The following is a 15,446-nucleotide window of genomic DNA, read 5'->3' as shown; positions in this document are numbered from 1 at the left end:
CAATGACTAATGACCAATGACTAATGACCAATGACCAATGACTGATGACCAATCACTATAACCACTATTTTTTGGGGGAGAGTAACATCATCATGTTGCGACCTTCCCGCTTAGGTGCTTGCTGGACTTCTGCCAATTCTTGTAAATCCTTAGCCATGCGCTCGAGTAGTGCCTGGGCTAAATTACTATGTTGGATTTCCCGACCTCGGAAGGTAATGGTAGCTTTGACCTTATCGCCAGATTTGAGGAAGCGCTCCGCTTGATTGACCCGCACATTGTAGTCATGGTCTTCTATTTTGTAGCGCATCTTCACTTCTTTGACATCAGCCGTGTGCTGCTTCTTCTTTGCTTCACGGGCTTTCTTCTCTTGTTCAAATTTGTACTTGCCATAGTCCATGATGCGACACACTGGCGGATCTGCCTTGTCACTAACCAGGACAAGATCTAACTCCTTTTCCTCAGCGATCCGCAGGGCATCTTGAGGTGTGATTATACCCAGCTGTGCCCCATCGGTATCAATGGCTCTAATCTTGGGAAACCTTATTCTTTCGTTAATTTGGGGTAGATCGCGTTGGCGTCTTCTATTATCACTCACAGGCGTTTGTTTATTTTCTTAAGTGGATTAATCAAAAAATAGACTTACTACATACACTTGCCATTTTACTGATTCCTTTCTTGTTTCTGTTCAAATTATTAACATCACTTAGGAAACCAAGGCCTATGGAATAGTTATAACTTACTCCTTTGGCTGATAGGGAAGGCATAATGGACTCAAGTGGCGCGTGTAAATATTTTTGAAGTTGAGGCAGGTTGTGACCAAATCTTTGCATTGGCAGCAACGAGTTGGTAGTCAAAGGGATTGGGTCTGGCGGGGTTGGCCGATCCGTTATACCTATTTTCGCCCACCCCAACCCCTAACTGTCCAGCCGACAACACCAGTTATTCTGCTTCATGGGTTTGGTGCTTCGGTAGGGCATTGGCGTAATAACCTAGAGGTAATCGGTCAACATCATACCGTTTATGCTTTAGATCTGCTGGGTTTTGGGGCATCCCGGAAAGCTGCGGTTGACTATACCATTGACCTTTGGGTAGCTCAGGTTTATGAATTTTGGCAAACTTTTATCCAAAAACCGGTAGTGTTAGTAGGTAACTCCATTGGTTCGCTAGTTGGTCTAGGAGCAGCAGCGACCCATCCAGAGATGGTTAAAGGTCTGGTGATGATTAATTTACCAGATTTCCAAGCCCGAGAAGAAGCGATACCTAGTTGGCTCCGACCGATAGTCTCAACTGTTGAGAGTCTAGTGGCATCACCAGTGCTACTCAAAACCCTATTTTACGTGGTAAGACGTCCAGGGATTGTGCGTAAATGGGCAGGGTTAGCTTATGCTAATCCAGAGGCAGTTACAGATGATTTAGTAGAAATTCTGAGTGTCCCTGCCACCGATCCTGGAGCTGCGGCAACCTTTAGTAGACTTTTGAGAGGGATGACCGCTCCTAACTTTAGTCTACCGGTCAAATCCCTATTACCTAAATTAGATATTCCTATGCTATTGATGTGGGGACTAGAAGACCGGATGATTCCCCCTATGTTAGCTCGCAAGTTTGTTAAACTCAATTCTAATTTAGAGCTATTGGAGTTAGATCATGCTGGTCACTGTCCCCACGATGAATGTCCGGAACAGGTGAATCTGATCCTATTAGAGTGGTTGGGAGCTAAGGTTTGATTATCCCCAAAATCCCTATTAGCCGACGCTCACTTGATCAGTGTCAACATCCGTGCAACCATCCACACCGGAGGCAACACTAACCATCTTATCTAGAACCTCCTGGCTAGCTACTTCTCCTTTTAGCACAACTTTACCGCCAGTTTGAGCAACCCAGAGCCTCTCCTCGTCATCGAGATCGTTGTCTTGGTCAAAGGCCCAAACAACTCGCTTGGCAAGGCCGCTTTGGTCGTATTCTCCGTTTAACCCCAATCGCTCTGGGGGAATGTCATCTCCTGCTGGTGCATCTGGTGAAGGGGTAGTAGCTGCGGGAGCTTCGTCTGGGCTTCCAAATCCAAAAATCCGCTGTAAAAAACCCATAAATATTTGGTTTCACTCCAATCAGTTTTTAACGATTTTTATCTTACCGAGGAATTTTCCAATTAGCTGCCTAGTTTTAGAAAAAATATATCTTTAGATACAGCACTGTGTTACTATAGCAATCCTATTTGAGTTGTGACAGGTGATAAGCTTGAAACCCATGTATAGCAAAGATCACAGTTTTCAAAATTGCCACGACCTATTTAGGATTGCTATAGAGTTATTTGTTACTCAAAACCTGGATAAAATGGTATTTGGTTTACCGTTGACCGTTGACCCTTAGCTTCAAAAAACTTAACAGTTAACCGTTGCTCCTGCCTTATCGCCCCTTAAAAAAGGGGCTAGTCAACACTTAACAGTCAACAGTTTGACCAATAAATCACTCTGATAGCAATTTAGGCAACACAGGCCCCCAGCACTCCCAAGCCAACTCCTAAGTCAAACTATGAAACATACCCTTTCCGTTTTAGTTGAAGATGAAGCGGGTGTTCTAACTCGCATTGCTGGTTTATTTGCCCGTAGAGGCTTCAATATCGAAAGTCTGGCCGTTGGACCGACTGAGCAGGTTGGTATATCTCGAATTACTATGGTAGTACCTGGAGATGACAGCAGCATTGAGCAGCTGACTAAGCAACTCTATAAGCTAATTAATGTCCTAAAAGTACAAGATATTACCCCAATTCCCTGTGTCGAAAGGGAGTTAATGCTGCTAAAGGTTAACACTACTAGTTCCACCCGCTCGGAGATTATTGAATTAGCCCAGGTGTATCGTGCCCATGTCGTAGATACATCTGATGATTCACTAACTCTAGAAGTTGTGGGAGACCCTGGGAAAATGGTAGCACTAACCCAAATGCTGAATAAGTTTGGTATCCGTGAAATTGCCCGGACTGGCCAAATCGCCCTAACCCGAGAATCGAGAGTCAATACTGAATATCTCAAGTCTTTGGAGGCTAACAGTTTAATTAGTTATTAATTAAGTTATTGGTCGTTAGTCATTGGTTCGGATCTTTTGCCTGCAAGCCTTTATGATATGAACCCACAGGAATTGCGATCGCAAATTCTGTTCCCTTACCCGGATTAGAGGTACATGTGATTTGACCACCATGCTGTTCAACAACGATTTTCTTGCAGATATCTAGCCCTAAGCCAGTTCCCTTGTCGATTGATTTGGTGGTGAAGAATGGTTCAAATATCTTCTGTTTGACCTCTTGTGTCATTCCCGGACCATTATCGATAATTCTGATCACGACCTGTCCACCAGAACTGTCCCCTTGATCACCATCGCTGCCTAGAAATTCTGTCCGAATGGTGATCTTAGGGGGGGCTGCTGCTTTTTGCTTTATACCTTGTGGGTAATCATCAGAAGACTGAGGGGAAACTGGAACCTGGAACCTCTCTGCTTGAACAGCTGCAGAACCTGTAACTTTGAACCTGTTAACCTGTGACTCTTCTAGAGCATCAATGGCATTGCACAGCAGGTTCATCAACACTTGGTTGATTGAACCAGAGTAGCACTCCACTAAAGGGAGTTTTCCATAGTCCTTGGTCACGGTAATCCCGGGATTCTTTCCTTTGGGCTTTAAGCGGTTATGGAGGATAGTCAGGGTACTATCAATACCTTCATGAATATTTACGCGCTGCTTTTCATCGGTATCCTGTCGGGAAAAGTGGCGCACTGACTGCACAATCTGTTGCAAGCGTTCTGCACCTAATCCCATAGATGATAGGGCTTTAGGAAAATCTTCGATCAGGAAATCTAGGTCAATTGCATCAGCGTACTGTTGAATTTCGGCTGCAGGCTGGGGATAGTGTTTGGCATATAATCCCAACAGTCTTAATAAATCCTCGCCATAGTCCCTTGCTGGAGTGACATTTCCACAGATAAAGTTAAGTGGATTGTTGATTTCGTGAGCAACACCCGCGCATAACTGTCCTAAGGTGGACATTTTTTCACTTTGCTTTAACTGGTCTTGAGCCAGTTCCAGCTTCTTTAAGACATTCTCCAGTTCCTGGCTTTGGGCTTCTAATTTGGCTTGTGCTGTTTGTAACGCTGCTTCAGTTAATTTTTGTTTAGTAATATCTTTTACTAAACCTTCGTAGTATAGAATGTAACCAGTAGCATCACGCACTGCCCAAGCACTTTCGCAAATCCAAATTAGGGTGCCGTCTTGGCGATAGACCTGGGATTCAAAATCCTCTACCAAACCCTTTGAGTGCAGTAGGTCAAGGAATTGGTAGCGTCGCTGGGTATCTTTGTGAAGGTACTGCCCAACACCAGTTACATGACTCAGAAATTGGGTCGGTGATTCATAGCCATATAGTTTAGCTAGCGATGGGTTACAGGCTATATAGTAACCATCAGGCGTAATTTGAAAGATACCATCAGTCGAGTTTTCAAATAGAGACCGATATCTCTGTTGGACTGCTAAGAGAGATTCTTCCACTCTTTTACGGTCAATTATTGGCTCAGCTAGTGTCTGATTGGTAGGTTGCCAACTAGTTTTCCACTTGGTGAAGTTTTTGTGAACCGTTGGATTAGGTTTGACCCGCTTGCCAGAGCTAGGGGGTAAAGTTCCGGGACTTATTAACATAGATTGTTGCCTCACCTTTTTCCCTCACGACCATGACTATTGAGCATTGCAGCTGCCTCTTGAAGGATGGGTTTCCGGTACAGACTATAGTATTGGCTGTTGGGGAATTGTGCCATCCCTGAGGGGTTTTTTACAAAACTATTAACTAAACTGCTCGGAATTTAAATAAATTTAACATAGATCTCCCCTTGACAAACGTCAAATTAAGAAGGCTTTTTTCCCAAGTCGCGGACTGCAGTCAAATATTGTCCTAGAAAAGGTAAGCCACCAATGGCTGGAAGTAGGTAGCGGGAAGTACACAGTAACCCTAAGGCGGCAGCGGTAGCAGCCGGAAAATAGGGTTGGTAAAAGAAAATTAGCGCAGCGTCACGGGTGCCAACCCCCGCAAAGGTTAGTGGTAACAATCCCGCTAGAATAGCTAGGGGGGACAGAGCGAGATTGGTTAAAAAGGGTGTCCAGGCGTTGAGGGCAAGGATAAATAACCAAATTTGCAATAAGTGTAAGAACCAGATAAAAATTGAAGTTAGGGTAATTTTGAATAACTGCTTGGGGTCATGCCAGAAGTAGCCGTGCATTTCCCCCCAAGACATTTGCATTGTTTCTAGCTTTGAGCGGAATTTTTTTGGGGCAATTTTTTTGGTCACTAAGAAAAATAAATGGGCAAATTGGCGGGAACTGAGGAGGAAAATCCCGAGAATTAAGCCGAAAATTATCCCAGCGGTCATCAACCAAAAAAAGCCACTTTTCCCAGGATAAAGTAATAAACCAAAGACACACCATAGCAGTAGAGACAGCATGTCACAAGCTTTTTCAAAAATAACGATGGCTAAGGACAAGCTCCCAGCTAAATTACCCCGCTGCTTCATAAAGTAGGCTTTAGCTATATCTCCCATTTTGGAGGGCAAGACCATATTTAGGGTACTGGCAGCTAAAATCAGGCGATTGGCTTCCCAAAATCCGAGTTGGGAACCCGTCGGCATTAGTTGTTGCAGTCGCCAAGCCGTGAACAGGGTGATCGGAATCACCATGCCCAGACTAATCGCCATCCACATGCGATCGCATTCTTTAAATACAGCGATCAGTTGGGGAAAGTCAATTTTGGTATAAATTACCCCTAGGATGACTAGGCTGATGGCAATGGAGATGAGTCGTTTCATGGATTAGCAGCAATAGGCAACAGGCAACAGGCAACAGGTAACAGGCAAAAGGCAATAGGCAACAGGCAACAGGCAATAGGCAAAAGGCAATAGGCAATAGGCAATAGGCAACAGGCAACAGGCAACAGGCAACAGGCAACTTTCAACCTTCCCTAGGGGAACGCCAAAGGCGAACAAACTTCAACATATGATGCTAACCAAAAACTTTAGTCAGAATTTCAACAGCGGGGTCAACTTCTAGCCACACCGTAGCCCCACAATGCTTTGGACAATTGGGTTGATAGACTAACCGAGATGGGCCTTTGATTTCTACATAATGACCGTAGGTGTTACGGTTGCCTTGTTTGACAGTCAGGACAGGCTTGTAAGTATCGTATTTTCTATTTTCCTTAATAATGTGCTGGTTGACGTGGATGTAAGTCGCCACCTTTTGAGCAACTTTTTTCCAGGTTCCTTTTGGTCCACGCTTACCGGGAATTACTTTAGGCATCCCATTAAATAGGGGAATTTGCCAAAATCTGCCAACTTTTTGAGCGCCCTTAATTCTGCCGCTTTTGAGAAGTTGGCGAACTCGTTGGACACAAATACCTAAAAGATAAGCTGCTTGAGTGGTGCCAATGGTGGTTATCTGTTGTGCTGCCATGTCTTTGCCTTTTAATCTAGCGCTATTGTTTTTTTCATGATTTAAATCTAACACAGTTTTTTAAAATAGCGCTAGTGTTTTAAAACAAATGTTACATAATTTAATAATTTGGTTTATTAAAGCGCTATAGCTTTGTGAGCAAGTAATGCAGCAGTTAGCGAAAATTAAATAGCGCTATAGTTTTGTAAAACTTCAATACACAGTATTTGAGCACTGATGCACTCAGCAGTATTTTCGAGGTAATCTGATCTCAAAAACGCTGCTCGAACTTCAACCATTCATAATCATCCAAGGTTTGCACCTCATCACTTAGGTCAACCCAGGGTTGTAATTGTCCTGCTTGAAAGGTACGACTCATGACCACATAAATGGATGTCTGGTCCCCACCAATTCCGACACTTTGTACCGATTTCCAAGACTTAGCTTGTAATTCATCAATGACTAACCATCGCTCACCTTGCCAATAAAAATATCTGCGAAAGCAGAAGGGAGCTTCTTTTTTACCAGTAATTAATAATTTCTGTAATAATTTCCGAATTAAATTGGGAAAGAAGCGTCCTACCGTTAACATTACTCCCCGCAGAATTAGTAAATTCATTGGAGTCATTTGTTTCTGTTTCGCCCATCCCAAGTTTCCCTCAATCAGAATTTCATCCTCACTGACTTTAACTTGATAGTCATCGATCAGATGACCGACAGCATTTTTGAATTTACCTCTTTCTTGTACTAGTAGGGAAAAATGGGTATCTGAAGCAATTAATTGATTGTCTCGAAATATCTTAAAAACGCCTCCTTTATTCAAAGCTAAATAAAGCTCTGTTCCCCGACGGCGGTCAATTAGGATGTTGGCGTCTTTCAACCATACGCGACCACTGGGACGGGGAGTTGGTTTGGGTCGGTTACTGACAAAATCTCGCCAAGATAGGAGATAATTCCAGGTATGGTGACCAATAATGTGATCATCGGCATAACAAGGAGCAAGACCATTAGCTAATCCCACCAAGAAGCGGTCATTAATCTCTAGGGCTTCTGGAAACCAGCGTCCTACTAATTCAAACCCATGGGGAAAAAAGTTGTAAGTGTTACGGCTAGTGTATTCTCCCCCATAGGAACCATCGGGATGGATGAATTGTGCTGCTAATTCGACAGCTTTGATCAGAGCTTCTTTTAGGCGTGGGTCTAGTCTCAACAGATAAATCCTGGCTAGACAGGAAATGGTTAAGGTGTGGTAGCCTGGGTCGCAGCCTTCGTATTCTATAAACCAACCTTCGGGACTTTGCCAGGATAATACTTGCTCTAGCCTTTGCGATCGCGCTCTATCCCATTGATTGGTATGCAACAGTTCCGATAGCAGGTCTAAACATAAGACAATCAAGGCTTGGTGGTTGCTGAGCTGTCCACTTTCCATGTGATGGGCTAGCCAATCTGCTCGTTTTTCAAAGAATTGTAAGGCAATGGGGTTATGGAGTCCCATGGCTTTGTAACTTTCGATGCTAGCCAATAAAGAAAAGGCGGCGGCTCCAGCAGCACGCTCATAGGGGAAATAATCATCACAGGAGCCATCGGGATGGGAACTGGATGCAGCAAAAAGTATCCCTGCTTCGACCCAATCGAGAATTACTGGTTGCTGGTAGAACGGGTTATCTGGGAAATCGGTATGATAGGCTAGTGCTAGAGGCCAGACAAATTCCTGTGCCATGCCACTAGGGAAATCAATAATTTTATAGTGCCAGAAATTACGATCGAAGCAGCCGTAGGTGGGACTGTGGGGATTGCGGTCTAGGAGGGTAAGGATTTTAGGGATTTGGTTTAGGGCGTGACGGGCGAATAGGTCTCTGGTCATTATTTACTGCTGAGTGCGTTAGTCCGAGAGTCCGAGAGTGATAAATTCTTTTCAGCCAAAAGTACTCTTAAGAGTTTCCCACTATAACAAGTAGTCTTAAGAGCTTCTAACTATAACAATGGGACTGTTATCTATTCAAGAAACTATTGACAAATTCTTCTCCTTCTCCCCCCTCATCACGGTTTTCCCGCTGTTGTTGATTTCCGGTGGATGGCCAATGGGGAGTGCGATTGGAGTCAACATCCAATCGGCGTAGTCGCAGTTGGATGTCTTCTAGAAGTTGACGATTGACTGCCATTAGATCTGCTACTAAGCCAAATATCCACAGTTGAAAGCCCATTAGAATCAGAATAGCAGCTAAAACTAGGCTGGGTACGTGAGCTTTGGGAGTACCAGCGAAGTATAGGATTAACCAACGAATCCCCAGTAAGGTTCCTAGAGTAAATGGAATTGTCCCCAAGGTGATAAAGAATCTCAGGGGATTGTAGGTCATGGAGATTCGCAGGATAGTGATTAGCGATCGCTTAACATAGGCACTGATACTTTTGACTAGACGGGAGGGGCGTAAATAGCGATTGGTGCGGATTGGGACAGACGTGATAGCGATGCCTTTTTGTCCAGCTTGAATGATAGTTTCTAGGGTGTAGGTGTATTCATTAAAGACATTTAGCTTTAAGGCGGCTTCTCGGCTAAAGGCTCGGAATCCACTGGGAGCATCAATGATATTAGTATTGCTAGCAATTCGGACTACCCAACTACCGAATTTTTGTAGACACTTTTTGATAGGGGAGAAGTGCTTAATCTTCTGAATCGGTCGCGCCCCGATCACTATTTCGGCTCGACCTGATATAATAGGTTCTATGAGTTTGGGAATGTCATCAGCGCAGTACTGATTATCCGCATCGGTATTGACAATAATGTCCGCATCGGCTTTCAAGCAAGCTTCGATTCCTGCCATGAAAGCTTTGGCTAGTCCCTGATTGTGTTTAAAATTGACAATGTGGTCTACGCCATAGGAGCGGGCTACGTCTACGGTGCGGTCTGTACTGCCATCATTGATAATTAGCCACTCAACGGTATCTACACCCCTCAGTTGACGGGGAAGCACCGAAAGGGTAATCCCTAGGCTATTTTCTTCGTTGTAGCAGGGGATTTGAATAATTAGTTTCGTCATCGATGGTGACGCTTAACGCTCAACAATGGGAAAAACTCTGGTGCCTTTGATTATCGCAGACGCAGGCAAAAGAGTTTTGGTTTCTCGATTATGGTAGGTTATTGGGGGATTATAGCAGTTTTTAATTGGGAGTCAAGGGAGTCGGGAGTCGGGAGTCGGGAGTCGGGGCAGCAACAGTTGTGTTCTTAACAGATTTGTGTTGAGAAACCAAATTATAGTAATTTACTATAGCGCTATATTTTTATTTAAAATTATGCGATTGGCCTACGGCCACGCTACGCGATCGCAAAACTGCTGATGGTTTTACCACTATCGAATTTTGTGCTATCGATTGGTTTAATGGAAATTAAGCGATTGGCCTACGGCCACGCTACGCCAACGCATTACTAATGATTAGCTTACCAGTTATCGTTTTTTACTCTATCGCGCTAGATTTTATTAAAATTATGCGATTGGCCTACGGCCACGCTACGCGATGAAGCTTTGCGTTCGCTTTTAGCGGAAGCAACACAATGATGCTAGGTAGACTTTGGTTGAGAGCCAGACACCACAGGCGCGCTAGAATTCAAATCCAACTCTGGATGGTCTCCTGCGACTTGCTGCAAATTCCACTGATTCTTGAACAATAGGACTGGACGTCCCCAATTATCTTTGACTGTCACGGTATTAAACAAACGCCCAGCTTTTTCCAAGGCTCCCCAGCCACCGGCTACCCAACGAGCCACACTATAGGGCAACATATCCAACCTAGTCTCTACGCCATACTCATTTCTGAGGCGAAACTGGACTACTTCAAATTGTAACTGTCCCACTGCTGCCAGAATTGGGTCCCGCTTCGACTCATCAACAGAGTACATAATTTGAACAGCCCCTTCTTCCCGCAATTCTTTGACTCCTTTCTGGAACTGCTTAAACTTAGACGGGTTAGGATTCTTCAAATAAGCAAACAACTCTGGGGAAAAACAAGGAATACCTTCATACTCCAACTTCTTACCGTTGTAAATCGTATCTCCAATCGCAAACACCCCTGGATTATTCAAACCAATAACATCCCCGGCATAGGCAACATCAATGGATTCTCGGTCTTGAGCAAACAGCTTTTGGGGTCTTGACAAACGGACGGTTTTACCAGTACGAGCATGGCTGACAGTCATATCCTTTTCAAACTTACCCGTACACACCCGCACAAAGGCCACCCTATCCCGGTGCTTGGGGTCCATATTCGCTTGCAGCTTGAACACAAAGCCACTAAAGTCTGGATAAGTTGGAGGAATATCGCCTACTGTGGATTTCCGAGATTCTGGTTTCAGGGCATAGTCCAAAAAAGCATCCAGAAACAGCTGCACCCCAAAATTAGTCATCGCACTGCCAAAGAACACAGGGGTCATTTGACCAGAATGAATCAGATCTAAATCCAGGTCTGGACCAACACCATCGAGAATTTCTAACTCTTCCTTTAGTTGATAATATAAGTCTTGTTCCAGGAGCTGTTCAATCTGAGGGTCTCCCAAATCAACTACCGTATCCTTCGCCTCCCTGGACCCGTGAGCGGTGCGTTCAAACAAGTGGATTTGTTGTCTGCGGCGGTCAAACACTCCTTTAAAGCGATCGCCCATGCCAATCGGCCAGTTGACCCCATAGGTTTGTAAGCCCAGCTCCTGTTCAATCTCATCGAGGAGTTCTAGGGGTTCTCGTGCGGGACGGTCAAGCTTGTTGACAAAGGTAAATATAGGAAGCGATCGCATTTTGCACACTTCAAACAATTTGCGGGTTTGGGGCTCTAGACCCTTTGCTGCATCAATCAGCATCACCGCATTATCAGCTGCTGCCAGAGTGCGATAGGTATCCTCACTGAAATCTTGGTGTCCGGGTGTGTCGAGTAAATTAATCTGACAGTCGAGATAGGCAAACTGCAACACCGTGGAGGTAATCGAAATCCCCCGTTGTTGCTCCATTTCCATCCAGTCCGAGGTTGCCTTGCGCTGAGCTCGCCGTGCCTTCACTGCTCCGGCTTCGTGAATTGCTCCACCATAGAGTAACAATTTTTCTGTCAATGTGGTTTTACCCGCGTCCGGGTGGGAAATAATCGCAAAGTTACGGCGGTGTTCAACAGCGTTGAGCAATTCTGCTTCAAGTTCAGTGGACATCCAAAAAGACTAGATAGGGGACTTTCGCTTAATTCTTACATAATTCTCTATATATTATAGCGTTTCTGATAGTAATGACCTACACAGGTTTGTTTCCCTATTCCCTACTTCCTACCTGAGAGGTATATATTTTTTTAGTTCAGGGTCAAACCTGGGACTTCACCTCAGGATATAAACCGGAAAACAACGAATAAAAATTGTTAACGACCAATAGGTATATTTCTCTATGCGCCCCACGACCCACCCGGTCACCACACACTCACGTCTTTCTTAAAGACCTAACTAGCCAGCCAATTTCCCTATTCCTGTTTTTCCATTTACTTTTCCCTACTTCTGCCATAAGTCTAGTAATTACTAACTCATCAATAATAATGTCGTGATATCATCCCTAATTTTTGACGGACTTTACGACCTATCCTATAGGGTTATAGACGCTAAAATACTGGTAAGTAAAAATTAAATATATTATCTAAATCAAGGAGATAAGCTATGGTGTATGACCAGAAAAATAACATCGACTATGACCCCGACAAGCGCAAGCTGTTATCAGCATTATGTCACGGAGCTATTTTCATTAGTGCCTCATTTGTATCCGTTTTAATTCCCTTGGCTATCTTGTTAATCTCCGATGATCAAGTAGTCAAAGATAATGCTCAAGAATCCCTTAATTTTCACTTCAATGTATGGTTATACGGGGTAATTTTTGGGGTTTTGACTTTTATCCTAATTGGTTGGCTTTTGCTGCCTCTGTTATTTCTGTTCAGTTGGGTACTGCCGATTATGGCAATTATCAAGATTCTTGGGGATCCCAATGTATCCTACCGCTACCCATTTATTTTCCGTGTGCTTTAAAATAGCGCTAGGGTTTTAGTTAACCTGAGTGAACAGGGGGGAGCATGCCATGGTTGCAGAAAGAGTATTACAGCAGGTCAGAAAAATGCCATCAGACCAAAGAATTTCGTTCGTCCCGGACTTCCCCCTTTTTGCACCCCTGAGAAAAACCTGGAAGATGTAAAATGTAACGAAATGCAAAGTATAATGAGAAGAACACCCCTAAGCGAAAAATTTACAGTATTACCATCACATGCGAGTTGCGATCGCTGGAGCCGGACTAGCAGGGCTTTCCTGTGCTAAATATCTAATCGACGCTGGTCACACCCCGATTGTCCTAGAACGACGAAATGTTTTAGGCGGTAAAGTGGCAGCCTGGAAAGATCAAGATGGAGACTGGTATGAAACTGGTCTTCATATATTTTTTGGTGCCTATCCCAATATGCTGCAGCTAATTAAAGAACTCGGTATTGAAGACCGGTTGCAGTGGAAAGAGCACACCATGATCTTTAATCAGCCAAATCAACCCGGAACATACTCCCGGTTTGACTTCCCGGATATACCAGCTCCCGTCAATGGGATTGTGGCAATTCTGCGCAATAACGACATGCTGACCTGGCCCGAGAAGATTCGCTTTGGGATAGGGTTGATTCCGGCAATGCTTCAAGGGCAAAAGTATGTCGAACAAATGGACAAATACTCCTTCTCGGAATGGTTGAAAAAACAGAACGTACCACCACGAGTAGAGAAGGAAGTCTTCATCGCCATGTCTAAGGCACTAAACTTTATTGGGCCTGATGAAATTTCGTCCACTATAATTCTAACTGCTCTTAACCGCTTCCTACAGGAAAAGAACGGTTCCAAGATGGCATTCTTAGATGGTTCTCCCACCGAGCGGCTTTGCCAACCTATTGTTGATTATATCACACAGGGGGGTGGAGAAGTACGTTTGAATGCCCCAGTTAAAGAATTTTTACTCAATTCAGACAACAGTGTCAGTGGGTTCTTGATCCGGGGATTGAATGGAGCGCCCGATCAAGTTCTGACAGCGGATGCTTATGTATCAGCTATGCCGGTAGACCCTTTGAAGCTGATGATCCCCAAACCTTGGGGTGAAATGGAATTTTTCAAACAGCTGGATGGGCTAGAGGGGGTACCGGTAATTAACCTGCAGATGTGGTTTGACCGCAAACTGACGGATATTGACCATCTGTTATTTTCTCGCTCACCCCTGCTTAGTGTCTATGCTGATATGAGCAATACCTGCAAGGAGTACGCCAATCCCGACCGCTCAATGTTGGAATTGGTCTTAGCGCCTGCTAAAAATTGGATTGGCAAATCCGATCTCGAAATTGTGAATGCCACCCTAGCAGAACTGGAGAAACTGTTCCCCAAGCATTTTGGTAGTGATAACTCAGCTCAACTGCTAAAATACCACGTGGTTAAGACTCCCCGTTCGGTATATAAAGCAACCCCAGGACGCCAGAACCACCGTCCTTCCCAAGAAACACCCATTGCCAATTTCTTCCTAAGCGGGGATTACACTATGCAACGTTACCTAGCAAGTATGGAAGGAGCCGTACTTTCTGGTAAGCTGACATCGCAGGCAATAAATAACAACAGCACTAGGCTTTCAAAAACCAGCGCTCAACCACTAGCCGGCAATCAGAAAGCAGAGATTGACACCCCGTTAGTCTCTTCACCCATGCCAAGGGCCAGTACTGAGGGCTGAAGGATGAAAGTTGAAAGCTTCCAATCTCCAACGTTGCTAAGAATGCTCCAACTGCCCAAATCTCAGCCCATGAGAAACCTGGCCTCCCGGTCAAAATCCTACGAATTATGCCGCCAGATTACGGCGAAGTACTCTAAGACGTTTTATCTTGGCACCCTACTAATGCCAGAAGCCAAACGTAGAGCCATCTGGGCAATATACGTCTGGTGCAGACGAACTGATGAACTAGTCGATGGTCCCCAGGCGGCTTTAACCACTCCTGAAACCCTAGATCAGTGGGAAGAACATCTGCAATCTATTTTTGCGGGACATCCCATCGATGACTATGATGTGGCTTTGGTCGATACCCTAGAACGCTTTCCCATAGATATTCAACCCTTTAAGGATATGATTGCCGGTCAGCAGATGGATCTCTACCGTAGTCGCTATGAAACCTTTGATGAACTGAATCTTTACTGTTATCGGGTGGCGGGTACGGTGGGGTTAATGTCTAGTGCTGTACTCGGGGTTGACAACTCCACTAGTAAAGCACCCTGGGATCAGCAAATAGATTCCTATAATCCAGTGGGAGAAGCGATCGCATTAGGTATTGCAAATCAGCTAACTAACATCCTCCGAGATATTGGAGAGGATGCTAGACGAGGTCGTATTTACATACCCTTAGAAGATATGGAACGGTTTAATTACACTGAGGATGATTTGTTCAAAGGTGTGGTTGATGACCGTTGGCAGGAACTGATGCGTTTCCAAATTCAACGGGCAAGGGATTACTATACCAAAGCAGAAAGAGGTATTAGAGCCCTAAGCCGTGATGCCCGTTGGCCGGTTTGGTCTGCGTTGATGCTCTATCAGAAAATTCTCAATGTGATTGAATACAACCATTACGATGTATTTAGCCAAAGAGCCTATGTCCCCAAACTCCGTAAGATGTTATCCTTACCGATAGCCTGGCTGAGGGCACAAGTTCTATAGCATGCGCCATGGCAAATCCTTAATGGAAAATCCATCAAAAAATCCCCATCCTATAATATCGATGGGTTTTTTTTTCCATTGACCAAGGGCGACAAAAGGCTGGGATACAAAGGCAAAATACTATCGATTCTATCTAATTGTGCTACAGATAGTTGGGATTGGAAAAGGAGAAGGGGCAAGGGGGAAAGGACTCAGGGGGTGACAACAAGGCATTAAACTAGACAGGGTATGGGGTGTGGGGTGTGGGGGGTGGGTAAAATAGAAGCGAT

The 15,446-nt window shown here is 44.5% G+C and carries 14 protein-coding genes; 5 read left to right on the top strand and 9 right to left on the bottom strand.

The window, feature by feature from the left end; translation table 11 throughout:
- Nucleotides 1–64 precede the first annotated feature (64 nt).
- Nucleotides 65–595 (bottom strand): translation initiation factor IF-3, encoded by a 531-nt coding sequence (gene infC, locus AC4II3_RS04645; protein WP_008188853.1) that lies wholly within the window; start codon nt 593–595, stop codon nt 65–67.
- A gap of 217 nt (nt 596–812) precedes the next feature.
- Here infC and AC4II3_RS04640 point away from each other — a divergent pair, with 217 nt between their 5' ends.
- Nucleotides 813–1,724: an alpha/beta fold hydrolase gene (locus AC4II3_RS04640; RefSeq protein WP_488009195.1), complete on the top strand. Its 912-nt coding sequence runs from the start codon at nt 813–815 to the stop codon at nt 1,722–1,724.
- A gap of 18 nt (nt 1,725–1,742) precedes the next feature.
- On the opposite strand, the gene AC4II3_RS04635 is transcribed toward AC4II3_RS04640, so the two are convergent.
- Entirely contained in the window at nt 1,743–2,084 is a 342-nt protein-coding gene (locus AC4II3_RS04635; RefSeq protein WP_488009193.1) for a BON domain-containing protein, read from the bottom strand.
- Nucleotides 2,085–2,529: 445 nt separating this feature from the next.
- Here AC4II3_RS04635 and ilvN point away from each other — a divergent pair, with 445 nt between their 5' ends.
- Entirely contained in the window at nt 2,530–3,060 is a 531-nt protein-coding gene (gene ilvN, locus AC4II3_RS04630; RefSeq protein WP_488009191.1) for an acetolactate synthase small subunit, read from the top strand.
- A 19-nt stretch (nt 3,061–3,079) separates the two neighbouring features.
- On the opposite strand, the gene AC4II3_RS04625 is transcribed toward ilvN, so the two are convergent.
- The 7 genes from AC4II3_RS04625 to prfC form a co-directional block, all read right to left on the bottom strand.
- Nucleotides 3,080–4,678, bottom strand: a complete 1,599-nt coding sequence (locus AC4II3_RS04625; RefSeq protein ID WP_488009189.1) for a sensor histidine kinase — start codon at nt 4,676–4,678, stop codon at nt 3,080–3,082.
- A gap of 203 nt (nt 4,679–4,881) precedes the next feature.
- Nucleotides 4,882–5,835 (bottom strand): lysylphosphatidylglycerol synthase transmembrane domain-containing protein, encoded by a 954-nt coding sequence (locus AC4II3_RS04620; protein ID WP_488029389.1) that lies wholly within the window; start codon nt 5,833–5,835, stop codon nt 4,882–4,884.
- Between the two features lie 3 nt (nt 5,836–5,838).
- Nucleotides 5,839–6,012, bottom strand: coding sequence for a hypothetical protein (locus tag AC4II3_RS04615; RefSeq protein ID WP_488009185.1), 174 nt, complete (start codon nt 6,010–6,012; stop codon nt 5,839–5,841).
- 16 nt (nt 6,013–6,028) lie between these two features.
- Nucleotides 6,029–6,478: a helix-turn-helix domain-containing protein gene (locus tag AC4II3_RS04610; RefSeq protein ID WP_488009212.1), complete on the bottom strand. Its 450-nt coding sequence runs from the start codon at nt 6,476–6,478 to the stop codon at nt 6,029–6,031.
- 250 nt (nt 6,479–6,728) lie between these two features.
- Nucleotides 6,729–8,321 carry a hypothetical protein gene (locus AC4II3_RS04605; protein ID WP_488009183.1) on the bottom strand — a complete coding sequence of 531 codons (1,593 nt, stop codon included), beginning with the start codon at nt 8,319–8,321 and terminating at the stop codon, nt 6,729–6,731.
- Between the two features lie 127 nt (nt 8,322–8,448).
- Complete coding sequence (locus AC4II3_RS04600; RefSeq protein WP_488009181.1) at nt 8,449–9,495, bottom strand: glycosyltransferase family 2 protein; 1,047 nt, start codon at nt 9,493–9,495, stop codon at nt 8,449–8,451.
- Between the two features lie 518 nt (nt 9,496–10,013).
- On the bottom strand, nt 10,014–11,642 hold the full coding sequence (gene prfC / locus AC4II3_RS04595) for a peptide chain release factor 3 (protein WP_488009179.1): 1,629 nt from the start codon (nt 11,640–11,642) through the stop codon (nt 10,014–10,016).
- 489 nt (nt 11,643–12,131) lie between these two features.
- Between prfC and AC4II3_RS04590 the strand changes: the two genes are divergently transcribed.
- The 3 genes from AC4II3_RS04590 to crtB all read left to right on the top strand — a co-directional run bounded on the left by AC4II3_RS04590 (nt 12,132) and on the right by crtB (nt 15,177).
- Nucleotides 12,132–12,494: a DUF4870 domain-containing protein gene (locus AC4II3_RS04590; protein WP_488009177.1), complete on the top strand. Its 363-nt coding sequence runs from the start codon at nt 12,132–12,134 to the stop codon at nt 12,492–12,494.
- Nucleotides 12,495–12,726: 232 nt separating this feature from the next.
- On the top strand, nt 12,727–14,205 hold the full coding sequence (gene pds, locus AC4II3_RS04585) for a 15-cis-phytoene desaturase (RefSeq protein WP_488009175.1): 1,479 nt from the start codon (nt 12,727–12,729) through the stop codon (nt 14,203–14,205).
- 42 nt (nt 14,206–14,247) lie between these two features.
- Nucleotides 14,248–15,177: a 15-cis-phytoene synthase CrtB gene (crtB, locus tag AC4II3_RS04580; protein ID WP_488009210.1), complete on the top strand. Its 930-nt coding sequence runs from the start codon at nt 14,248–14,250 to the stop codon at nt 15,175–15,177.
- Nucleotides 15,178–15,446 lie beyond the last annotated feature (269 nt).

The sequence above is a fragment of the Moorena sp. genome, assembly GCF_982860115.1.
The sequence above is the reverse complement of the archived record's forward strand: the minus strand, read 5'-3'. Positions and strand labels throughout refer to the sequence as shown.

Bases quoted from the DNA above. Each gene is read 5' to 3' on its own strand.
- AC4II3_RS04635 (WP_488009193.1), bottom strand. From the start codon at position 2,084: ATGGGTTTTTTACAGCGGATTTTTGGATTTGGAAGCCCAGACGAAGCT.
- ilvN (WP_488009191.1), top strand. From the start codon at position 2,530: ATGAAACATACCCTTTCCGTTTTAGTTGAAGATGAAGCGGGTGTTCTA.
- AC4II3_RS04625 (WP_488009189.1), bottom strand. From the start codon at position 4,678: ATGTTAATAAGTCCCGGAACTTTACCCCCTAGCTCTGGCAAGCGGGTC.
- AC4II3_RS04620 (WP_488029389.1), bottom strand. From the start codon at position 5,835: ATGAAACGACTCATCTCCATTGCCATCAGCCTAGTCATCCTAGGGGTA.
- AC4II3_RS04610 (WP_488009212.1), bottom strand. From the start codon at position 6,478: ATGGCAGCACAACAGATAACCACCATTGGCACCACTCAAGCAGCTTAT.
- AC4II3_RS04605 (WP_488009183.1), bottom strand. From the start codon at position 8,321: ATGACCAGAGACCTATTCGCCCGTCACGCCCTAAACCAAATCCCTAAA.
- AC4II3_RS04600 (WP_488009181.1), bottom strand. From the start codon at position 9,495: ATGACGAAACTAATTATTCAAATCCCCTGCTACAACGAAGAAAATAGC.
- prfC (WP_488009179.1), bottom strand. From the start codon at position 11,642: ATGTCCACTGAACTTGAAGCAGAATTGCTCAACGCTGTTGAACACCGC.
- AC4II3_RS04590 (WP_488009177.1), top strand. From the start codon at position 12,132: ATGGTGTATGACCAGAAAAATAACATCGACTATGACCCCGACAAGCGC.
- pds (WP_488009175.1), top strand. From the start codon at position 12,727: ATGCGAGTTGCGATCGCTGGAGCCGGACTAGCAGGGCTTTCCTGTGCT.
- crtB (WP_488009210.1), top strand. From the start codon at position 14,248: ATGCTCCAACTGCCCAAATCTCAGCCCATGAGAAACCTGGCCTCCCGG.